The 22,072-nt window shown below is 62.3% G+C and carries 21 protein-coding genes; 20 read left to right on the top strand and 1 reads right to left on the bottom strand.

What is annotated here, in order from left to right:
* Positions 1 to 8 precede the first annotated feature (8 nt).
* Positions 9 to 917: a LysR family transcriptional regulator gene (locus tag ACZYOF_RS05670; protein ID WP_463715100.1), complete on the bottom strand. Its 909-nt coding sequence runs from the start codon at positions 915 to 917 to the stop codon at positions 9 to 11.
* Between the two features lie 90 nt (positions 918 to 1,007).
* Between ACZYOF_RS05670 and ACZYOF_RS05665 the strand changes: the two genes are divergently transcribed.
* From ACZYOF_RS05665 to ACZYOF_RS05570, 20 genes are all read left to right on the top strand, one after another.
* Positions 1,008 to 1,985 (top strand): Bug family tripartite tricarboxylate transporter substrate binding protein, encoded by a 978-nt coding sequence (locus ACZYOF_RS05665; RefSeq protein ID WP_463715099.1) that lies wholly within the window; start codon positions 1,008 to 1,010, stop codon positions 1,983 to 1,985.
* A gap of 27 nt (positions 1,986 to 2,012) precedes the next feature.
* Positions 2,013 to 4,010, top strand: a complete 1,998-nt coding sequence (locus tag ACZYOF_RS05660) for a hydantoinase/oxoprolinase family protein (protein ID WP_463715098.1) — start codon at positions 2,013 to 2,015, stop codon at positions 4,008 to 4,010.
* Positions 4,010 to 5,692, top strand: a complete 1,683-nt coding sequence (locus ACZYOF_RS05655) for a hydantoinase B/oxoprolinase family protein (protein WP_463715097.1) — start codon at positions 4,010 to 4,012, stop codon at positions 5,690 to 5,692. The genes ACZYOF_RS05660 and ACZYOF_RS05655 overlap by 1 nt, the downstream gene beginning before the upstream one ends.
* Before the next feature lie 13 nt (positions 5,693 to 5,705).
* Positions 5,706 to 6,380, top strand: coding sequence for an FMN-binding negative transcriptional regulator (locus ACZYOF_RS05650; RefSeq protein WP_463715096.1), 675 nt, complete (start codon positions 5,706 to 5,708; stop codon positions 6,378 to 6,380).
* A 310-nt stretch (positions 6,381 to 6,690) separates the two neighbouring features.
* Positions 6,691 to 7,425, top strand: a complete 735-nt coding sequence (locus ACZYOF_RS05645; RefSeq protein ID WP_463715113.1) for an aspartate/glutamate racemase family protein — start codon at positions 6,691 to 6,693, stop codon at positions 7,423 to 7,425.
* Positions 7,426 to 7,489: 64 nt separating this feature from the next.
* Entirely contained in the window at positions 7,490 to 8,344 is an 855-nt protein-coding gene (locus ACZYOF_RS05640; protein ID WP_463715095.1) for a VOC family protein, read from the top strand.
* Positions 8,344 to 9,453, top strand: a complete 1,110-nt coding sequence (locus tag ACZYOF_RS05635) for a M14 family metallopeptidase (protein WP_463715094.1) — start codon at positions 8,344 to 8,346, stop codon at positions 9,451 to 9,453. Before ACZYOF_RS05640 ends, ACZYOF_RS05635 begins: the two co-directional genes overlap by 1 nt.
* Positions 9,454 to 9,472: 19 nt before the next feature.
* Positions 9,473 to 10,486 carry a quinone oxidoreductase family protein gene (locus ACZYOF_RS05630; RefSeq protein ID WP_463715093.1) on the top strand — a complete coding sequence of 338 codons (1,014 nt, stop codon included), beginning with the start codon at positions 9,473 to 9,475 and terminating at the stop codon, positions 10,484 to 10,486.
* The gene (locus tag ACZYOF_RS05625; RefSeq protein ID WP_463715092.1) at positions 10,483 to 10,917 is read left to right on the top strand and encodes a PaaI family thioesterase; all 435 of its coding nucleotides are present in this window, start codon (positions 10,483 to 10,485) and stop codon (positions 10,915 to 10,917) included. Before ACZYOF_RS05630 ends, ACZYOF_RS05625 begins: the two co-directional genes overlap by 4 nt.
* 46 nt (positions 10,918 to 10,963) lie before the next feature.
* Positions 10,964 to 12,568 (top strand): ABC transporter substrate-binding protein, encoded by a 1,605-nt coding sequence (locus tag ACZYOF_RS05620; RefSeq protein ID WP_463715091.1) that lies wholly within the window; start codon positions 10,964 to 10,966, stop codon positions 12,566 to 12,568.
* A gap of 16 nt (positions 12,569 to 12,584) precedes the next feature.
* The gene (locus ACZYOF_RS05615) at positions 12,585 to 13,553 is read left to right on the top strand and encodes an ABC transporter permease (RefSeq protein WP_225117592.1); all 969 of its coding nucleotides are present in this window, start codon (positions 12,585 to 12,587) and stop codon (positions 13,551 to 13,553) included.
* A gap of 4 nt (positions 13,554 to 13,557) precedes the next feature.
* A complete protein-coding gene (locus ACZYOF_RS05610; RefSeq protein ID WP_463715090.1) occupies positions 13,558 to 14,403 on the top strand; it encodes an ABC transporter permease in 846 nt (281 codons plus the stop codon).
* Position 14,404: 1 nt separating this feature from the next.
* Entirely contained in the window at positions 14,405 to 15,421 is a 1,017-nt protein-coding gene (locus ACZYOF_RS05605; RefSeq protein WP_463715089.1) for an ABC transporter ATP-binding protein, read from the top strand.
* Complete coding sequence (locus ACZYOF_RS05600; RefSeq protein ID WP_130578618.1) at positions 15,399 to 16,388, top strand: ABC transporter ATP-binding protein; 990 nt, start codon at positions 15,399 to 15,401, stop codon at positions 16,386 to 16,388. The genes ACZYOF_RS05605 and ACZYOF_RS05600 overlap by 23 nt, the downstream gene beginning before the upstream one ends.
* Before the next feature lie 26 nt (positions 16,389 to 16,414).
* Entirely contained in the window at positions 16,415 to 17,926 is a 1,512-nt protein-coding gene (locus ACZYOF_RS05595; protein ID WP_130578617.1) for a class I adenylate-forming enzyme family protein, read from the top strand.
* A complete protein-coding gene (locus ACZYOF_RS05590) occupies positions 17,923 to 18,684 on the top strand; it encodes an SDR family oxidoreductase (RefSeq protein WP_130578616.1) in 762 nt (253 codons plus the stop codon). The genes ACZYOF_RS05595 and ACZYOF_RS05590 overlap by 4 nt, the downstream gene beginning before the upstream one ends.
* A gap of 251 nt (positions 18,685 to 18,935) precedes the next feature.
* A complete protein-coding gene (locus ACZYOF_RS05585) occupies positions 18,936 to 19,400 on the top strand; it encodes an Lrp/AsnC family transcriptional regulator (RefSeq protein ID WP_130578615.1) in 465 nt (154 codons plus the stop codon).
* A gap of 384 nt (positions 19,401 to 19,784) precedes the next feature.
* On the top strand, positions 19,785 to 20,435 hold the full coding sequence (locus tag ACZYOF_RS05580) for an STN domain-containing protein (RefSeq protein WP_463715088.1): 651 nt from the start codon (positions 19,785 to 19,787) through the stop codon (positions 20,433 to 20,435).
* Positions 20,432 to 20,947 (top strand): RNA polymerase sigma factor, encoded by a 516-nt coding sequence (locus tag ACZYOF_RS05575; protein ID WP_130578613.1) that lies wholly within the window; start codon positions 20,432 to 20,434, stop codon positions 20,945 to 20,947. The genes ACZYOF_RS05580 and ACZYOF_RS05575 overlap by 4 nt, the downstream gene beginning before the upstream one ends.
* Before the next feature lie 100 nt (positions 20,948 to 21,047).
* On the top strand, positions 21,048 to 22,046 hold the full coding sequence (locus tag ACZYOF_RS05570) for a FecR family protein (RefSeq protein WP_282529728.1): 999 nt from the start codon (positions 21,048 to 21,050) through the stop codon (positions 22,044 to 22,046).
* The last annotated feature ends 26 nt before the right edge of the window (positions 22,047 to 22,072 follow it).

Below are 22,072 nucleotides of genomic sequence, written 5' to 3'. Positions count from 1 at the left end.
CGTTCACCCTAGGTGCGCTTGCGCATGATCGAAGGCTCCTCGAAGTCTGTCCGGCGGATCTCGTTGAAGAGTGCTTCAGCGGCTGCCGATAATGTGCGACCGCGCCGACGGATCAGATAGATCGGACGAGAGATCCGTGGCGCTTGCAGAACTCTAACGCCAAGTGTCGGACGCTCGAACTGGTGGAGGCTAAGCGACGGAACTATTGTGATGCCCAGACCCGCTTCCACCATGCCGGCAAGCGTCGCCATGTAATTCGCCTCGAGATGGGCTTTTAGTTTCACGCGCTCAAAGGCAGCATCGAGGGCGCGGCGAACACTACTATTGCGTGTCAGGTGAATAAACGGATAGGACGCGATGTCAGCGGCAGCGATCTTCTTTTTCGACAGCAACTCATGATCTTTGCGGCAGACGAGGTAGAAGTGATCAGTCGCCACGACCTGCCCGTCCAAGTCTTCTGCACCGTCAAGCGTCGACAGGGCAAAGTCAACGTCGCCGTTGCGTACCAATGATACGCACGTCTCCGCCATTGCGTCGGTCAGCGACAACTGAACGTTTGGATGCCGGGCTGCAAATCTTGACAGTATTTTCGGCATCCAGCCGGCAGAGACCGATGGCAGTGCCGCGATCGACACCCGGCCCCGGCGGCGCGCCGCCCGGTCACGGAAAATCTGAATAACGTCGGACAAATCTGCATGCAACTGATGAGCGAAAGGCTCGAAGACCTCGCCATCGGGAGTCATTTCGACCCTCCGCGTGGTCCGGTCGAACAGCTTGGCTCCTAACGCGTGTTCGAGCGACGAGATGCGGGTGCTGAACGCCGATTGCGACAGCCCGCATCGCGCGGCCGCCCGCGTGAAATTCTTTTCCTGAGCAAGGGTGAGGAAGATATGGAGGTCTTGGCTCGTTATATTCATAGAATCGATCAATCATTATGATCTTTCGATTTATCAGATTTGTTGCCCACAAGTAAGCTTCCTTCACAAATCTAAAGGAGCAGGGTCACCATGGTCGGACTGTCTCGCAGGTCGTGGTTGGGCGGTGTCGGTGCGCTGTCCCTGGCCGCGTCGTGGCCCAGGAGATCGTCGGCGAACGATAAGTTCCCGTCACGGCCTATCACGCTGATCGTTCCGTTTCCGGCCGGCGGAACGGCCGATACCACGTTCCGCGTACTGGCGACTGCCGCGGCAACGCACCTCGGCCAGCCGATCGTCGTCGAAAACCGTCCAGGCGCCAGTGCCACGCTGGGTGCGGTTGCGATGCTGTCGGCGTCGCCCGATGGCTACCGCATCGCGGTCACCCATTCGGCGGTTCTGCGCGTCCAGCTCATGCAGAAGACGCCCTATGACGCGTTGCAGGATTTCACGCCGATCATCCAGATCGGCGCTTTCAACGTCGGCATGGTCGTCCGCCAGGATTCACCGTTCAAGACCTGGGGCGACTTTGTCGCCGAGGCCCGCAAGCGGCCCGAGGAGGTCAACTACGGGACGAACGGTCCGGCGACCGCGCAGAACCTGGCGATGGTTCAGGTCGCCGACATCGAGAAGATCAAGCTGATCCACGTGCCGTTCAAGGGCGACTCCGAGGGCATCGCCGCCTTGCTCGGCGCCCACATCGACGCCCACGCGGGCGGCACGATCCTCGGCGATCTGGTCGACAACGGGCAGGCACGCTGGTTGGCGGTCTTCTCTGACGAGCGGTTGAAGCGTTGGCCCGACGCGCCGACCCTTTACGATCTCGGCTATGACGTGACCGCCGCGAGCCCGAACGGCTTGATTGGTCCAAAGGGAATGCCACAGGAGGTGGTCCGGCGGCTGCACGACGCTTTCAAACTGGCGCTTTTTGATCCGCAACATGTCGCGATCCAGGAGAAGTACGGGCAGTCGATCCAATATCGCGACGGCGCCGATTTTGGCGAGGTGATCAGGAAGAACTTCGAGATCGAACGCGAGAAGATCCGCCGCGCCGGCCTTCTGCGGTCCTGAGCGACTTCAAATCCAGCGGGGTGAAGAATGCAGGTTGGCGTCGAAATTGGCGGGACATTTACGGACCTGGTCTGGGTGGACGAGGAAGGCGTGGTCTCCGTCGGCAAGGTTCCGTCGACACCGAGCCAGGTCCACAAGGCAGTTGAGAACGCGGTCGATCAGGCTGCCGTGCGGTTAAAGGAGGTAACGCGCTTCTCGCACGGTTCGACGATCGCCACCAACGCGTTGATCACGCGGCGCGGCGCGCGCACCGGGCTTCTCACTACCAAGGGCTTTCGCGACATCACCGAAATCGGCTTGCACGATCGCGTTGGCAACATCTATACGGCTTTCTATCACAAACCCCGCGCACCGGTAGAGCGGCGCTTCATCCGCGAGATTCCGGAACGCATCGACGGGCGCGGCAATGTGGTCGAAGCCCTCGATGAAGAGGTGGCACAGCAGGAAATCCAGTTTCTCCTCGACAACGGCGTGACGTCGATTGCGATCTGCCTGTTGCACGCTTACCGCAATGGAGTTCACGAGGATCGCCTGCGCGAACTCATTCTCTCGATGAGCCCCACAACGCGCGTCGGCTGTTCGAGCCGCGTATCGCCTGAGTTCCGTGAATACGAGCGCACCGTGACGACGGTGGTCAATTCCTTCGTCTCCCCGGTGGTCGTCGATTACGTCGATCGGCTGGATCGCGGTCTGACCGATCGCGGCTGCCGCAGCGGCTTGCAGATCATGCAGTCGAATGGCGGCATCATGCCGGCGGAAGCAGCGGGTGACAACGCCGTGCGCATGCTGCTGTCGGGGCCGGCCGCAGGCGTTCAGGCCGCCGCATGGTTCGCACGCCGCAACGGCATCAATGACATCATCACGATCGATATGGGGGGCACCAGCACGGATGTGGCGGTCGCGCCCATGCTGGAGCCGCGGGTGGTGCAAGAGCTTATGGTCGATGACCTGCCGATCCGCACCACCGCGCTTGACATGGTTACGGTCGGCGCCGGCGGCGGCAGCATCGCGGCGTTTGATTCCGGCGGCTTCCTCAATGTCGGGCCGGCCAGCGCGGGAGCAGAGCCTGGACCGGCATGCTACGGCCGCGGCGGCAAGCTGCCGACGGTGACAGACGCGCAGTTGATCGCCGGACTGCTTCGGCCGTCGCACTTCTTCGCGGGCAAGATGAAGCTCGATGTCGGAGCCGCGAAAGATGCATTCGCGTCGCTGAAGGTCCCCGGCGACCTCAGGCACAAGGCGGATGCCGTGTTGCAGATGGTCAACAGCAACATGGCGGCGGCGGTTCGCCTTGTCTCGACCGCGCGGGGCATCGATCCACGTGACTTCACCCTCGTAGCCTATGGCGGTGGCGGCCCGCTGCACGCAGCGACAGTGGCGGACGAGGTCGGCATGAACCGCGTTCTTGTTCCGTGGTCGCCCGGGATCACCAGCGCTTTCGGCCTGCTGATCGCCGACCTCAAGGTCGACTTCATCAAGGCGAGATTGCAGCCGTTGACTGCCGAAGCGCTCGCCGAGATCGGCGTAGCCGATCTGGCCGCGACATGTGACCGCTATGCCGCGAGTCTCGGCTTGGCCGCTGGCGGCTACGACGTCCAGATGGGACTCGATCTGCGCTACGCGGGCCAGGGATTCGAGTTGACGGTCTGGACAGACGTGGCACGGGCAAGCCCGTCGGAATTGCGTGCCGTTTTCGAAAGCCTGCACCGTGAGCGCTATGGCTACACGCGATCGAACCTGCCGGTTCAGATCGTCAACGCGCGGGCGCGGCTTACCCGCAAGAACAAGCTCAATGTCGTTACTCCCAAGGGAGATCCTGGTCGGAACGGTGAGCGCGAGACGTGCGATATCGTCCTCCAGGGCAAATCCGTTGCCGCGACCTTCATGGATCGTTCTGATCTTGATTTCGGCGAGACAATCACGGGCCCGGTCATTCTCGAAGAGCCGACGACCACGACACTGGTGCCGCCGGGCTGGACGGCGCGCTGCTGCGAGAGCGGCGATCTGCTGCTGGAGAAAAAGTGATGTTCGGTGAACAGACCAAGCTCGCGATCCTCGCCAACGCGATCCGGGCGATCGCGAACGAGATGGGGGCAATTCTTGTCCGCTCTGCGTTCTCGACGATCGTGCGCGAGGCCCGCGACTGCTCGACCGCGATCCTTGACGCGCATGGCAACGTGGTGTCGCAGGCCGAAATGATCCCGATCCACAATGGCGGGTTGAGCGAAGCGTTCAGGGCATCGGTCGCGCAACTCGACATCTCCGGAATCGGGCCCAACTCCGCGATCCTGCTCAACGATCCCTATGCCGGCGGGCAGCATCTCAACGACTTCATCATCTTCCAGCCCGTGTTCGCCGATGAGGTCCTGATCGGATGGGTCGGTAATACGGCGCATCATCTCGACGTCGGAGGCGGCGGTGCTGGAATCAACATTGATGCGACTGAATTGCTGCAGGAGGGAATCGTCATTCCGCCTCTCCTTATCGATGTCGAAAAGGACCTGATGGGCGGCGCGATCGATCGCCTGATCTTCGCCAACGTCCGGACGCCAGAAGTCGGCCGCGGCGACTTCTACGCTCAGCTTGCCGCCAACCGGACCGGCATCGAGCGTCTCCAGCAACTGGCCGAACGTCACGGCTACGATCTGGTGGTCCGCGCGATGGCGGAGACGCTCGATTATACGGAGCGCCGCATGCGGGCGGCCATCGCGACGATTCCGAACGGAACGTGGACCGGCGAGGCTTGGATCGACGCGGATGTACGTGGCGATATTCCGCTAAAGGTCGTTGCGACCGTTACGGTCGCTGACGGAGCCATGGTGCTGGACTTCACCGGCACGGCACCAGAGGTGCACAGCATGTTCAACAGCTCGAAATCGTCGTCGATCGCTGCGGCGATCTCGGCTGTTCGCTGCCTGCTCGCCGATAAGGACATTCCGGCCAACGATGCCTGCAATCGTCTGATTGATATCAGACTGCCCGAGGGCACGATCGTCAATCCGGCGCCCGGCCGACCGGTGCGCGCCCGCATTGCCGTGTCCTACCGCGTGCTTGATGCGATACATGAGGCATTCGGAAAGGCGCTTCCGGATCGGGTTCCCGCGCAGGGCTTCAACTCCACCACCGGCCTCTACCTTGTGCAGGAGCGCCCGAACGGCGGCACGCGCATCTACGCGGACGTGCTCGGCGGCGGCTATGGCGGCGCACCGGGCTACGACGGCGCGCACGCCCTTGCCGGCGTCTTGTCGTCGAGCCGCAATACGCCGATCGAGTCGATCGAGCAGATCCATCCTCATATCCGCATGCTGCGTTATGGCCTTGTTCCGAATTCCGGTGGCGCGGGAGAATGGCGCGGCGGTCTAGGCTTTACGCGCGCCATCCAGGTGCTGGAGGATAACGTCGTCCTCAGCTACTACTCGGAACACTTCCTCTATCCGGCACGCGGCAGGATGGGCGGCGCCGATGGAGCCCGCGCATCGTTGAAGGTGATCCGAGGCAAAGACGTCATCGACCTGCCAACCACCGCGGTCATGACCCTGCAGAAAGGCGATATCGTTCAGCTCACGGTCGGCGGCGGCGCCGGTTGGGGCGATCCGGCGAAGCGCCCGGTCGAACTCGTCGAGCGTGACTTCGAGCAAGGGCTGATCACCGCGGAGTTTGCGATAAGACACTACCCCCAGGCTTTCAAGCCAGCGCAGGTTGCCTGACGGGAGGTCTCGCATGTTCTACCGTCCCGAACGCACCCTGACGACCGACACGGCTGCTATCGATCTTATATCGGAGCTTGGCTTCGCGCTTCTGGTTTCGACCGAAAACGGTGAACTGCATTTCTCCCACATCCCGGTGCTGGTTGATGTGAAAAACGGTGCGGTAACCCACATTCGCGGTCATGTCGCGCGCGCCAACGAGCATTGGAAATCGCTGGAGCGCCAGCCGAAGGCGGTGTTCGTCTTCAACGGCCCAAATGCGTATGTGTCGGCTCAGTGGTACACGAAGGAATGTCCGGCGGCGCCGAGCTGGTCGTATGCGGTGGTCCATGCCCACGGTGACGTCCGCCTGCTCGACCGCGCTGGCCTCGATCAGGTTGTCGATGACCTGGTGCGTGTCAACGAAAGCCGCTTTCCCGCCCAGTGGTCGATCGCGGACTACAGCCCGCAGCGCCGCGCCGCCTTGATGCCGCACATCGTTGGCTTCTCGATGGCAGTGACGCGGCTCGAACCCAAATTCAATATCAAGCGCCACTACAGTGACGCCGACAAGCGCGGCGCCATCGCAGGGCTCATCAAGACCGGCAAGGATGATGCCCGACAGATCGCGGGACTGATGGCTGAGACGCTCTCGGCGCAGGGTGATCGCCCGGCTAACGATATTCTTGACAATTATTCAAAGGGCTAGCGCCGAGCTCGCCGTGAGCGACCACGGGTCGGCCGCCAGCGACTAAGCGTCGACGACGCAGACGGAAGAACCGTCGATCAATCCGTATGGAAGACAGGTGTCGCGCTGGGGACAACGAATAATGAGTCCCGCAGCATGTCCAACTCGGTACGCCCCGAGATTGTGAAATGCTATTCCAGAATCCGCTCGAACTATGAAGTCTATTTTTAGCTCGAAGCCCCTATAAGTCCCCGATACGCAACCGAATTGCGCAACGTCGTTGCTAGTCTTTCCGCAAGGCAGAGATGTCGTGTGGAGCGAGCAGCAGGAAATGCGAACGATTGGCTTGATCGGCGGAATGAGTTGGGAAAGCACCGCCGTCTATTACCGACGGCTCAATGAACAGGTCCGAACCCGGTTGGGTGGACTTCACTCCGCTGAAATCCTGATGCGATCGGTCGACTTCGACGCAATCGTCAATCTGCAGAAGCAGGGACGCTGGGATGAAGCCTGCAGAATTCTTGCAAGCATCGCCCGCGAGCTGGAGGAGGGCGGCGCCGGCTGCCTCCTGATCTGCACCAACACCATGCACAAGCTCGCTGACGAGGTGCAGCGGGCGGTATCGATCCCGCTGTTGCATATCGCCGATGTTACCGCCAGCGCGATCAAGGCCGGCGGATGCAAGCGCCCGTTGTTGCTGGCGACACGCTACACCATGGAACAGGATTTCTATGTGCAGCGGCTACGCGAGCAGTTTGCGCTCGATCCGATCATTCCCGACGAAGCAGATCGCATCGCTGTCCATGACATCATCTTCGATGAGCTGTGCCAAGGCGTCGTCAGCGACCGGTCGCGCCGGCGCTACCTCGATGTCATCGCGCGCGGAAAGTTAAACGGTGCCGACAGTGTGATCCTCGGTTGTACCGAAATCTGTCTGTTGGTCGGACCGCAACACATTGATCTTCCGGTGTTCGACTCGACGATGCTGCATGCTGACGCCGCCGTGGATTTCTCCATGACGAAACAAGCGTCTCATCCGCGTGCAGCGCAGGGAGTGCAATCCTGAAGTGGCACCGATCTTGCCTAAAAAATCTGCGAGCCGCGGGTAGGTTTGTAAAGAAGTGAGTGACATGGCTTTGACTATCAATGCAGTGAAGCCCGTTCTCGATCACGCCGTCATTAATGTGATGGGGAAGCTCGACGAGGCGGCCGCGCAATATGGCCGGCTCGGCTTCAAGCTGACAGAACGTGGTCATCATTCGCTCGGCTCGAGCAATAACCTCGCGATCTTTGGCGAGAACTACCTGGAACTGCTCGGATATCTGCCGGGGAGCGAGACCAGGCGCGCCGATCTGTGGACGCATCCGCCCGGGCTGACCGGGCTGGTGTTCAAATCAGTCGACCCCGATCTTGTCTTTGCCGCCTTGAAGCAGCGCGGCGTTCCAGCGGAAGAGCCGATGAGCTTTTCGCGCCCAGTGTCGCTTCCGGGCGGTACGCAGGATGCGCGCTTCAGGGTGGTTCGCGTCGGCAGCGAAGAGGTGCAGAACGGCCGTACCTTCTTCTGCCACCACGATACTCCGGAACTGGTCTACCGACCGGAATGGCGTGCGCACCCGAACGGTGTGACCGACATCGTCGAATTCGTCATCGCGTCGAAAGCGCCGTCGCGCACCGCTGCACTGTATGAGCGAATGTTCGGCGTGCCTTTGCTCAGTGAGGTGCCTGGCGGCGTATTGTTCCGTGCCGGCACCGCCACCATCCGTGTGCTGGAGCCATCGGCAGTTGCCAAACGCTATGCCGATGCTGCGCTGGTCAGCGAGAACGGCTCGGATCGCATGGTCGCGCTAGTGTTCAAGGTGCCTTCGCTCGAGGCTCCGCGGACGGTGTTCGAGAGGTCGGGGATCGGTTACCGGCCCTACGCCGACGGGATCATCGTCAGCCATACGGATGCAGCCAACGTGGCACTCGGGTTCACGGCGCCATGATGATCGATTTCACCGAGAGCTTTGCGTTGGACTATGCGGGCGCCCGCGCCAAATTCCGCGCGACTGCGGCCGAGCTGGGTGGCGCGCTTTCCGAATATCGTCATCCGACTCTAAGGGCGCCTGACGGCCAGGATCTCGTGGTCGACGTCGCGCGGCTCGGCGATGCCGCCGCTCCGTCGCAGTTGATCGTGATCAGCGGCACGCACGGCCTTGAAGGTCTCAGCGGCTCGGCGGCGCAGGTCGCGTGGATCAAGAGCGCTCCGGCGCGGGCGCTGCCGCCGCATGTCTCAGTGTTGCTGGTGCATGCGATCAATCCGTATGGTTTCGCGTGGGGCACCCGCACGACCGAGAATAACGTCGATCTCAATCGCAATTTTGTCGATCACGAAGCGCCGCATCCGGCCAATCCCGGCTATGCAACGCTGTATCCGGATCTGGTCCCGGATGATTGGACGCCGGCGGCCCTTCAAGCCTATACCGGAGCGCTCGATCGCTTTCGTGCTGCGCATGGCGATGATGCATTGTTCAATGTGCTCGCGAGCGGGCAGTACGACTTCCCCAGTGGCAACAATTTCGGCGGCGTCGCCCGCGAGTGGTCGAACGTTACGTTGGAGAAGATCGTCGCCGATCACCTCGGTCAGGCCGAGCGTGTCGGCTTCATCGATTGGCATACCGGCATCGGAGGCTGGGCCGAGGCGTTCTTCCTTTGCTTCAACGACGAAAACGGACCGCTGCACGCCGAGGCCGTGCGCTGGTGGGGCAAGGAGCGGCTCATCGGCCAGCGGCCACACAACATGGCGCGGCCGAACTATCAAGGGCTGGTGTTCCACGGACTGACGAAATTCCTCGGTCGCCGGCCGATGGTCGGCGCTGTCGTCGAGTTCGGCACCCGCGGCGTCCATGTCCGGCGCGCGCTGCAACTCGATCTATGGCTCAAATTCAAGGCCGAACGCGGCAGCGAACGGGTGCGGCTCTTGAGAGCCGATCTTCACGACTGCATCGTGCCGGTATCGGCCAATTGGCGCGAGCAGACCACCGAACAGGCGATTTCGATAACCCAACAGGCGATCGACGGACTGGCGACCTGGTCGCTTGCCGCGGCGGCCTAACACGGAGCTGAATGACAAGATGCGTGCCCTAGTCCTTCGCGAACATGGCGACAACGACAAGCTTCAATTCGTGCCCGATTATCCAACGCCGAAGGCGGCGGAGGGTGACGTCGTCGTGCGGGTCAAGGCCTCCTCGATCAACTACCACGATGTGTTCACCCGCCGCGGCATGCCCGGCATCAAGGTGCCGCTGCCGGTCATCATCGGCCTCGACGTGGTCGGTGAGATCGCGGAGATCGGCGCGGGCGTTACCGGCTGGAAGGTCGGCGATCGCGTGCTGATTGATCCGGTCAACCGCGTTGAGGGCGGCTTGATGGGCGAGACTCAGGACGGCGGCCTCGCGGAATATTGCCGGGCCAAGGCGCACCAATTGGTCAGGATTCCCGACAATGTCGGCTTCGAGCAGGCGGCGGCGCTGCCGGTGGCTTACGGCACGGCGATCCGCATGATGAACACGATCGGCAAGATCAAGCCGGGCGAAAAGGTCCTGATCCTTGGCGCGAGCGGTGGCGTCGGCGTCTGCTGCGTGCAGCTCGCCAAACTGGCGGGTGCCTATGTGATCGCCTGCGCCGGCAGCGAGGAGAAGGGGCGGCGGCTCAAGGAGCTCGGCGCCGACGAAATCATTCTCTACACACAGACCGATTTCATGAAGGCAGTCTTCGAGCGCCACGGCAAGCCGCATCGCCGGCGCTTCGTTGAAGGCGGCGGCGTCGATGTGGTGGTCAATTTTACCGGGGGCGACACCTGGGTGAAGTCGCTTCGCTGCCTGAAGCTGGGAGGCCGTCTCCTGACCTGCGGCGCCACGGCCGGATTTTCGCCCACCGAGGACCTCCGTTTCATCTGGACATTCGAGCTGCAGATCCTCGGCTCCAACGGCTGGGAGCGCGAGGATATCGAAAAGCTGTTCGATCTGGTGCAAGCGGGCAAGCTGCAGGTCCTGATCGACAAGTCCTATCCGCTCGAACAAGCCAAGGAAGCCGTGCGCGTGATCGAAGATCGGGCCGTGTTCGGCAAAGTCGTGGTGACGCCGTGAGCAAGACAGAAGTCACCACGCTAACCGCGGCCGATATCCAGAAGATGCTGGATGTCTCGCCGTTCAATCTGTTCCTCGGTCTGACTGTCATTGACGCCGATCCGGTCAAGCAAGAAGTCACCATGCGCTCGGTGATGCGTCCGGAATTCGAGCGTCGTCCCGGCTCGAAGCAATGGCATGGCGGCGTCATCGCTTCCGTCATCGACACGGTCGGCGATTTTGCCGTCGGCATGATGGTCGGACGCGGCCTGCCGACCGTCAATTTCCGCGTCGACTACCTCAAGCCTGCGGTCGATACGGCGCTGGTTGCGGTGTCTCGCGTGCGGCGCGCCGGCAAGAGCGTCGGTGTCGCTGATGTCGATGTGTTCGACGAGAAGGGTTCGTTGCTTGCGATCGGAAGGGGCACCTATTCGACGCTGGATACAAAGTAACAGCAATAACGCGGCCGGTTTGACGCAATCATAGAGGGGCCAGACGATGAGCAGGTTTTCGAGACGTGACTTTCTGATCACCACGGCGGGTGCCGCGCTCGCATCGAGCATGGCTGGACCTGCGCTGGCTGGGCTGGAAACGCCAAAGCGTGGTGGTACGCTGATCGGCACCTGGGGCGGCTTCGAGCCGCAATCCCTGTTCGTGCCGCCGGGCGGCGGCTCAAGTCCGTACTTCACCTCGACCAAGGTACTGGAGCGTCTGATCCGCCTGACGGTCGATCTGAAGTTCGAGCCGGTGCTGGCCGTCGACATCAAGCCATCGGCCGACTTCAAGAGCTACACGATCAAGCTGCGCGAGGGCGTCACCTGGCATGACGGCAATCCGTTCACCGCCGAGGATGTCGTTTTCAACGCGATGCAGTACTGGAAGCCGATCTCGGCCGGCGTCTCTCTCGATGCGCTCGAAAGCGCGGAGGCTACCGACCCGCTCACCGTGGTGCTGAAGTTCAAGGCCCCGGTCCCTGAATTCTTCCTCAAATCTGTGCTGGCCGGCAAATCCGGCTTGGTAATTCCAAAGCACATCTATGCCGGCAGCAACATCATCACCAATCCGATCAATAACGCGCCTATTGGTACCGGCCCGTTCAAAGTCAAGGAATGGGTACGTGGCAGCCATGTCGAGTATCTGCGCAACGAAAAATACTGGAATCCGGGGCTGCCGTATCTCGACCGCCTGGTCATCCGCTGGTGGCGCGATCCGGCGTCACGGGCGGCTGCCTTCGAAGCGGGGCAGCTCGACATCGGCACCTTCAATCCGATCCCGATGCCGGATATCGCGCGGCTGGCCTCCGGTGGCAAGATTATCGCCGAGACCAAGGGATATGCGAACTCGGCTTGGGTCACCACCATCGAGTTCAACCAGCGCCGCGACATCTTCAAGAAGCGCGAGGTGCGTCAAGCGCTGATGCAGGCCATCGATCGGCAGTTTATTGCGGACACCGTGTTCTTCGGCCGTGCGCGTCCCTCGCTCGGCGCCGTTCACAGTTCCAATACGATCTTCTTCACCAAGGACGTCCAGGACTATCCGTTCGACGTCAAGAAAGCAGGGAAGATGCTGGATGCCGCGGGATTTCCGGTGAAGGGCGGCTCGCGCTTCAAGCTCAGCCTGGTTTCGGCCGGCTGGTTCGAGGAGAACATCAAGATCGGCCAATATGTGAAGCAGGCGTTCGAGGACCTCGATATCGCCGTGGATCTCGCGGTGCCGGATCGTGCCACCTCGCTCAAGCGGATCTACAGCGATTACGACTATGACGTCGCGATCTCCAATAATTCCGGCGGCATCGAGCTGATCCCGAGCACGACGCAATATTACACCACAGACGGCATCGTGAAGGGCGCCGCGTTCCGTAACGCGACCGGCTATTCCAATCCGAAGCTCGACGAGATCGTTGCCAAGATGACGGTCGAGACCGATGAGCCGAAGCGGATCGTGCTGGCCAAGGATTTCGATCGCCTGGCCACGATAGAGGCTCCGCTGCTTCCCATGGTCGATCTGGAGCCGGTGACGATTGTCCGATCCGACGTCCGCAATCACTCCGCTACCGCCGACTTCATGGGGGAAAGCTGGGCTGAACTCTGGCTCGATCGCTAGATAAGGGAGCACCGACTTGAACCGCATCGTGCTTCGCCGATTGGCTCAGGTAATCCCGCTGGTTCTGGCGGTGATCGTGCTCAACTTCGTGCTGATCCACCTCGCGCCGGGCAGCCTGTTCGACGTCATGACCGCCGAGCAGCAGATCTCCGATCCGGCGATGCTGGATCAGCTACGTCACACCTACGGCGTCGACCAGCCGACCTGGGTGCAGCTTGCCAAGTATATCTGGTCGGTGATGCGGCTCGATCTGGGCTTCTCCTACCGGCAGAACGCACCTGTACTCAACGTGATCATGGACCAGTTGCCGGCCACCGTGATCCTGATGCTGGCGGCGACTTCGGTGGCACTGCTGGTGGGGGTCACGGCGGGCGTGCTGGCGTCCGTCAGAGTCAACACGATCTGGGACAATTTGATCTCGCTTGCTGCAGTGTTCTTCTTCGCCGCGCCCAGCTTCTGGCTCGGCATCATGATGACGGTGCTGTTCGCGGTCAAACTCGGCTGGTTTCCGGTCGGTGGCATGCGGACGATCGGAGCCGGCAACGGCGCGTTCGCCGATGCGCTCGATGTCATGCACCATCTGGTGCTTCCGGCGACGGCGCTCGGACTGTTCTATGCCGCGACCTATGCGCGGGTGATGCGGGCCTCGATGCTGGAAGTGTTCCGGCTCGATTTCGTCCGCACTGCGCGCGCGAAGGGACTCTCGCCGGCGCGCGTTGTGCTCGCGCATGTCATGCGCAACGCGTTGCTTCCGATCGTGACGCTGCTCGGCCTGCAGCTTGGCACCATCCTGGGTGGCTCCGTCGTGATCGAGGCCGTGTTCAGTTGGCCCGGCATCGGCAGCCTGCTGTTCGACAGCGTGATGAGCCGGAATTTTCCGATGGTGCTTGGCGTGCTCGTGCTTGGCTCGCTGCTCGTGGCGGTCGCCAACGCAACCGTTGATTTGCTCTATCTGCGGCTCGACCCGCGCATCCGGGCGAGGTAGGCGGATGCTCAGGCTCGGGATCGATTTTGGCCGTCGCTTCGCGCGCAACCGCGCCGCGCTGATCGGCCTTCTGCTCGTCATTGTCGTGATCGGCGTCGCGCTGGCGGCGCCTTGGCTGTTCCCGCGCAACCCCTTGCGCATCGTCGGCCGTCCCGAGATCTGGCCCTTCGTCAATTCGCGCTACCCGTTAGGCACCGACTCGCTTGGCCGGGACATCGCGGCGATGATCGCTTACGGCGCACGCACGACACTGTTGATCGGACTATGCGCCAGCCTCACCGCAACGCTGATCGGGATCACGATCGGCGCCACCGCCGCTTACTTCGGCGGCTGGGTCGACGAAATGCTGATGCGTTTCACCGAGCTGTTCCAGACCATTCCGAATTTGATTTTCGTACTGACCATCGTTTCGATCCTCGGCCAGAAGATTGAATATGTCACGATCGCTGTCGGTATCGTTACATGGACTCCGATTGCGCGACTGACGCGGGCGGAATTCATGGCGCTGCGCGATCGTGAGTTCGTCCAGGCCTGCCGCGCCATGGGCATGGGAAACTTGCGCATCATGCTTGGCGAGATCCTGCCAAATGCGCTGCCGCCGGTGATCGTGCTGTCTTCGCTCGTGATAGCCGGCGCCGTGCTGTTCGAATCCGCGGTGTCGTTCCTGGGGCTTGGCGATCCCAACGTCTCGAGCTGGGGGCGGCTGATCGGCGATGGCCGGACCCTGATCCGCACCTCCTGGTACATCTGCGCCGTGCCGGGACTAGCGATCATGCTCACGGTGCTGGCGCTCAACCTGGTCGGCGATGGTCTCAACGATGCGCTTAATCCGAAACTCAGGGATCGCTGACATGGCGGCTGGCAACGGCCCGGTTCTCGAGATCGACCGGCTGAAGGTGTCGCTGTTCACGCGCCGCGGCGTGCTGCCGGCGGTGGATGGGCTGTCGTTGACGGTGGCGGCGGGCGAGACGGTAGCGATTGTCGGCGAGTCTGGCTGCGGCAAATCGCTGACCGCGCTCGCGGTCATGCGGCTGTTGCCATATCCGCCGGCGAAGGTCGTCGGCGGCAGCGTGCGTTTCATGGGCCGCGAGCTGACGTCCTTGTCCGATCGCGAGATGCGGCGGGTTCGAGGCAAGGACATCTCGATGATCTTTCAGGATCCGATGACCTCGCTCAATCCGGTCACCACCATCGGCGACCAATTGATCGAGGCGATTCAGCAGCACAATGACGTCTCGCGTGCCGAGGCGCATGCCCGCGCCGTCGAATTGCTGCGCCAGGTGCGCATCCCCGATGCCGAGCGACGGCTGAACGATTTTCCGCATCAGATGTCCGGCGGCATGAGCCAGCGCGTCATGATCGCGATGGCGATCGCCTGCGGGCCGAAGCTTTTGATCGCCGATGAGCCGACCACGGCGCTCGACGTGACGATCCAGGCGCAGATCCTTGCCTTGCTCAAGGAATTGCAAGCGAGTTCGGGCATGGGGCTGATCATCATCACGCACGACCTCGGCGTCGTGGCCGAGACCGCCGACCGCGTTGTGGTGATGTATGCCGGCCGCAAGGTCGAGGAGGCGCCGGTAGAGGCGCTATTCGAGCGGCCGCTGCATCGCTACACCCGCGGCTTGCTCGGTGCCACGCCTTCGGCGACGCGTCGGCGCGGCACCCGCCTGGCAGAGATTGGCGGCAGCGTGCCGCCGCTGTCGGACCTGCCGGCCGGCTGCGCCTTCCAGAATCGCTGTCCCGACGCATTCGATCGTTGCCGCGCGCAGAGACCGGACCTGATGTCGCTATTGCCGGGACGCACTGCGGCGTGTTTCGCCGCCGAAGAGGAGCTGTCGCGACATGCCGCTGTTGTCCGTACGTAGCCTTTGCGTTCAGTACCAGACCGCGCAGGGCACTGTGCGCGCGGTCGACGACGTCAGCTTTGAGCTCGAAGCCGGAGAAACCGTCGGCTTGGTCGGCGAATCCGGTTGCGGCAAGTCGACCCTCGGCAAGGCGATCATGCGGCTGGTCCCGAGCTCCGACGGCCGCATCGTGCTTGACGGGCGGGACATCACGAGCATGTCGAGCGGGCAGCTCAAGTCCCTACGCAAGAACATGCAGATGATCTTTCAGGATCCCTATGGCTCGCTCAATCCGCGCCATGACGTCGGCACCATCATCGGCCAACCGCTCAGCGTTGCCGGCTGGTCGCGCCGTGACATTCGCGATCGTGTTGCCGAGCTGATCAGGCAAGTCGGCCTGCCGGCGGATGCCGAGCGCCGCTATCCGCACGAGTTCTCCGGCGGCCAGCGCCAGCGCGTGGGCATTGCGCGTGCGCTCGCGCTGCGGCCGAAAGTCATCATCTGCGACGAGCCGGTATCGGCGCTGGACGTCTCCGTCCGCGCACAGGTGATCAATCTGTTGCAGGACCTGCAGCAGCAGACCGGCGTGTCCTTTCTCTTCATTTCCCACGACCTCTCGGTGGTCGAACACATCTCCGATCGTCTGATCGTGATGTATCTCGGCCGCATCGTCGAAAGCGGCAGCGGTGAAGAAATTTGGCGGCAGCCGGCGCATCCTTACACGCTTGCCCTGCTGGCGGCGGCGCCGATCGCCGATCCACGACTGGCGCGCGGCCGGGCCAAGCAGGTCTTGCAGGGCGAACTGCCAAGCCCGCTCGATCCACCCCAAGGCTGCAGCTTCCATGAGCGCTGCCCGATGGCGCGCGAGCGCTGCGGCAAGGAGCGGCCGGTACTGCGAAAGGTGTCCGGCAGCCGAATGGTGGCCTGCCATTACGACTTGCTTGAGCAGCCCGCCGAGTTGCCGCGGGCAGTGAGTGCGGCCAGTTAGCTGATACGAAAGACGGAGTTCTGCCGATGCGTTGGCACAATCTGGGCGATCTGATCGATCGCAGGGGCAACCTGGACAAGGAAGCGATCATCGATCTCGCCTTGCCCGGTGGCCCGAGGATCTATACCCACCGACAGGTCGATCAGCTCGCCAACGGGGTCGCAAAATATCTGACAGACCGTGGATTTTCCCGCGGTACGCATATCGCCATCCTGTCATTCAATCGCGCCGAATATGTCGCGGCTTATTTCGGCATCATGCGCGCGGGCTGTATCGCGGTGCCCGTCAATATCAAGGTCGCGCGCGATACCATCGACTATGTGATGGACGACGCCAAGATCGCGCTCGCCTTTGTCGACGGTGCGAACCGCCCTCAGGTGCGCGAGGGCATTCCGGCGATCGACTTCGACGACGTTGGGCCGAACGGTTTTGCCGCGAGCATAAAGCCCTTCGATTCCTTCGACAGCGTCGTGGCCGGGCCGGACGAAGTGGGCCAGATGCTCTACACCTCCGGTTCGACCGGCCGGCCGAAAGGCGTGCCGTTGTCGCATCTCGGTCAGCTCTGGGCGCTCTCCACCCGAACCAGCGGCGCGCTCAACGAAAGCGAGCGCTACATCATCGCGCAGCCGCTGTTTCACATGAATGGGTTATTCGCGACCAAGACAATCTTTGCGACCAACGCGTCCGTGGTGCTGCTGCCATCGTTCGAGACCAGGAGCTATATCGAGGCGATCGCCAAGTACAAGGCAACGGCGGCGACGGCCGTTCCCACCATGTGGGCGCGGGTGGTCAAGGAGCGCGAGCTGCTGGCTCAGAACGACATCACTTCCGTCAGGCGATTGATGCTGGGCTCGGCGCCGATGACGATGGGCCTGTGGGACAAGATCAAGCAGGTCCTGCCGAACGTCACGCTCTCCATCGGCTACGGCACCACCGAAGCCGGGCCCGCGGTGTTCGGGCCGCATCCAAAGGGCATTCCAACGCCGCCGCTCGCGCTCGGCTATCCTATCGATCCCGAGACCGTCAAGCTCATCAATGGTACCGAGAATGAGGGCGTGCTGTTGATGCGCAATCCTGCGCTGATGGATCATTATCACAATCTGCCGCAGCAGACGGCGAAGGCGATCACCGATGGCTGGTATTACAGCGGCGACGTGATGCGTCGCGACGGGAACGGCTTCTACTATTTCGTCGGCCGCGCCGACGACATGTTCGTCTGCTCGGGCGAGAACGTCTATCCGGGCGAGGTCGAGAAGCTGCTCGAACGTCATCCGCAGGTGCAGCAGGCGGCGGTGGTGCCGCTGCCGGACGAGGAGCGCAGCCAGGTCCCGGTCGCCTTCATCGTCACCCGCGCCGACGCCAAGCCGACCGCGGACGATATCCGCAAGTTCACGATCGCGAATGGACCGGCCTATCAGCATCCGCGCCGCATCGAGTTCGTCAATGAGCTGCCCTGGGCTGGCACCAACAAGATCGACCGCAAATCGCTGATTGATCGCGCCCGCCAGCTCGAGGCGGCGAAAGGCTGGTCGGCGTGAGCACGCTGGCAGGCAAGATTGCATTGGTCACCGGCGCCAGCCGCGGCATCGGGCAGGCGATCGCACTCAGGCTTGCAGAAGACGGTGCGATCGTTGCGGTTCATTATCACTCTGCCGAGGGTGCCGCGCGCGCTGTTGTCGACGCGATCGTCGCTGCCGGTGGGGCTGCGTTTGCACTGCAGGCCGATCTATCGGCGCGTGGCGGTGCCGTGGCGCTTGCCGCAAAGTTCACCGCGGAACTAACCGAGCGATACGGCAACACAGCGTTCGATATCCTCGTCAACAATGCCGGTGTCGGCAAGCGTGCGACGATCGAGGAGATTACGGAAGAAGATTTTGAGCTTCTGTTGCAGACCAATCTCAAATCGCCGTTCTTTCTTATCAAGGCTCTGTTGCCCCATCTCCGCGACGGTGGCCGCATCATCAACATTTCGTCGATGGGAACGCGCGCCGCTTACCCCGCCATGGCGGCCTATGCGCCGACAAAAGCGGGCCTGGAGGCGTTCAGTCGGCTGCTCGCCGTTCATCTTGGCGGGCGACAAATCACGGTGAACTCCGTGATGCCAGGCGCCACTGCGACCGACATGAACGCCAACGCGCGCGACCCCGTCGCCAGCCGCGCGGTTGCCAATTCGATTGCGCTTGGACGTGTCGGCCAGCCCGCCGATATCGCCAAGGTCGTCGCGTTCCTGGCGTCCGACGATGGCGGCTGGGTCACGGGCCAACAGATCGACGCCAGCGGCGGCCAGCGGCTGTAAGCCGCACTGCCGCCGGAACAGGCAAGGATTGGCCGCTTTAGCTGTCCGATGCCTCGCCTGGCGGGCTTTTCATCAGCAGATTTCCCATGAGGGCGCCTGGCTCGCGGCGGGGACGCTACACGCTGCCGCGAGATTGTACAGCGTCTGATGAAAGTTCATGCTAGCCGCAGCGTGCATATGGCAATAACATTCTTCAAACAAGGTTCAGGACAACCAAAACATTCTTTTCCCTCCTGGATTCGGAGGTTTGCATGCTCGACGACTTCGACCGCAAGATCTTGGCAACGCTGCAGGTGAATAGCAGCCTCTCGATGCAGGACATTGCCGAGCGGGTCGGGTTGAGTTCGACGCCCTGCTGGCGGCGGATCCAGAAGCTTGAGAGCTCCGGCTACATCAAACGCCGGGTGGCGCTATTGGACGCGGAAAAGCTGAACCTTGGTGTCAGCGTCTTCATCGCCGTCAAGACCAACCAACACAATGCGGAGTGGGCGCAGAAATTCCGGAAAATCGTCACGAGTTTTCCGGAGGTCGTGGATTTCTATCGCTTGAGCGGCGACGTCGATTATTTGATCCGAGCTGTCGTATCTGACATTCGCGCCTATGATGATCTCTACCAACGATTGATCGCAAAGATCGACTTGCACGACGTCTCGTCGATGTTCACGATGGAGCAGATCAAGTCGACCACCGAATTGCCACTTGCGAGTCTCGCGTGAGCGACTGAGGCGGGCACCCATGTGCCTGGGCTGGATCGTCGACACGGATACCGAGATGGGACACGACGGGGACATGGACACCGGCTTCTGCCGCGGCGAAGCCGGACACGTGAGGGCTTCGGTTGTCGTCAAACCGTAATATTACGTCACTAGCGTCCGTCGCGCGTTGGCTTGGGATGTGCGCTGACGCGCAATTTGGACCGTCGGCGGGCAGGTCGGAGCACTGGGAAGCTGGAGCGGCTGTCCTGATCTGCGTGGGCGGGGACAGTGGTGATGCTTCGATCGGCCCAAGCCGAACTCAGACCGGATCGCGCCAAGCGTGTTGTCGCTGCGTCGGCCAATAGGCGGCTGGCAGCTTGGGCATGCGCGTTGGCCGTCGCGGGCATGGCTGCGGGTATCGATATGGCCGCGGCTCAGACAAGGCCAGCGAATGCGCCGATCGAATTCAATATCCCCTCGCAACCGCTCGCCGCCGCACTCAGCCGCTATGTCGATGCGACCGGACGCGACGCCCTCTACGACACGAGCCTTGCGGCCGGCCGCCTCTCCGGCGATGTCCTGGGCGTGTTTGCGCTGGACGAGGCGCTCCGAAAGCTCCTGTCGGGCACCGGTCTGGCTGCCGAGTTCGTCGCCGAGACGACTTTCGTGCTGTTGCCAGAACCGCTCGCCACTCAGCAGGCGGCGCAGCAAACACGATCGCCAGAACATCGGCGTTACTATGGACAGATTCAGGCGAGCATTGCGGATGCTCTTTGCCGATCGGGCGGCGCGCGTCCGGGCAGGTATCGCTTCGCCGCCGTGTTCTGGATCGCGCCAGACGGTGCCGTCCAGAGATCCCAACGTATCGGGTCCACCGGCACGCCGGATGCCGATGAGCGGATTGATGCGACCTTGCGCAGCGTGCGGTTCAACGAGCCGCCGCCGGCGGGCTTCCTGCAGCCGGTCTTGATCTTGATCGTGCCGCAAGGGCCCGGCGTGGTGCAGGGTTGCGGCAAGCCCGATCCCAACCTCCGATCGGCCGGGACCCGGCCATGACCGAGAACGCCTTGACGATCATCCGCCGCCTGTTTGTCGATCGCTATGACGACCTCAAGGCGCGTCTGACTCAACGCCTCGGCTCGGCCGATCTCGCCGGCGATGCCATGCAGGACACGTGGTTGCGCCTGTCGCGCGCGGAATCGATTGGCGCCGTTCAAAGTCCGCGCAGCTATCTCTTCCGAATCGCGTTGAACGTGGCAGAGGATCGCCGCCGGATGGAGCGGCGTCAACGCATATCGGCCATCGAGATCGAAAGCCTGCTTGAGCTGCCCGACGATGCGCCGACGGCTGAGCAAACCATGTTGGCGCGGTCTGACCTGGAGGCATTCGAGGCGATCGTCGACGAACTCCCCGAGCGGCGACGGGTGATCTTTCTGGCGGCGCGGGTGGGCAATGTTCCCCGCCAGGAAATCGCCGACCGGCTCGGAATCTCCCGGCAGCTCGTTGCGAAAGAACTCCGCTTGGCACTCGAACATTGTCTGGCGCGCTATAAGGAATTGAAGGGTTGAGCGTGCACTTCCGGTCGCCGAGAATCGTCTTAGAGGCAAGAATTCCTGCAATCGTCGCCGGCGTTCTCACGGAAGAAGCCGCGAAAGGTGCAGCATCGAGATGAGCAAGGCACATCCAGGTCTGGATCCGGTAGAGCGGGAAGCGGTCGACTGGCTGCAGAAGCTCACATCCGGAGACATGACGCCGAAAGACCTGGCGGCGCTGGAACTCTGGCGCGCCCGCAGTCCTCTCCATGAAGCCGCCTTTTTGGAGGCGAAGCGCCTATGGCGTACGGCCGGTGCCGCCGGCCATGCTCTGTCGGATCCGGATGAAAGCTTTGTAGCCAAGCTCGATGCGCTGGGACGGCGCCGCAGGATGAGCCGTCGCGCGGTGTTGAGCGGCGGCGTCGCGGCACTTGCCGCGGTATCGGTCTACGGCGTGCTCGACCCGCCGTTCGGACTTTGGCCGTCATTGTCCGAACTGAATTCGGATTACCGCACCGGCACCGGCGAGCAACGCCATGTCACATTCGCTGGCGACGTGGCGATCGGCCTGAACACGCAGACGAGCCTGGCCATCCGTCCCGCGGAAGGAATCGAAGATCGCATCGAGTTGCTCTCCGGCGAGGCGTCGTTTGCAATATCGACGCGCCTGGCGCGATCGCTCGTGGTCCTGGCGGCAGACGGCAGGACGACCACCGAATCCGGCCGGTTCGATGTTCGCTACACCGCAAGCGGCGAGCGGTCCCCGGTCAGCGTGACCTGTTTCGAGGGCGCGGTGCGGATTGAACGTGGAACCGACGTGGTGGCCCTGCGATCTGGCCAGCGCGTGCGCTATGATCTTGCGGGACTGAGCCAGATTGCTGCAGTCGATCCGCAGCTAGCCTCGGAGTGGCAGCGCGGCATCGTCGAATTCCGCGGTACGCCACTCATCGAAGCCGTGGAAGAAATCAATCGATATCGGCCCGGCCGCATCATTTTGATGAACGCGGCCTTGGGCCAGAAACAGCTCAGCGGTCGCTTTCGCATCGATCAGATGAATGAGGCGCTGTTGGGATTGGGGCGTGCGTTCGGCGCAAAACTGCAGCGATTGCCGGGTGGAATCGTGCTGCTGAGCTGATTCGGGCGAGGGCGGGTAAAAAATTT

Source organism: Bradyrhizobium sp. LeoA1Lang, assembly GCF_055413685.1.
The sequence above is the reverse complement of the archived record's forward strand: the minus strand, read 5'-3'. Positions and strand labels throughout refer to the sequence as shown.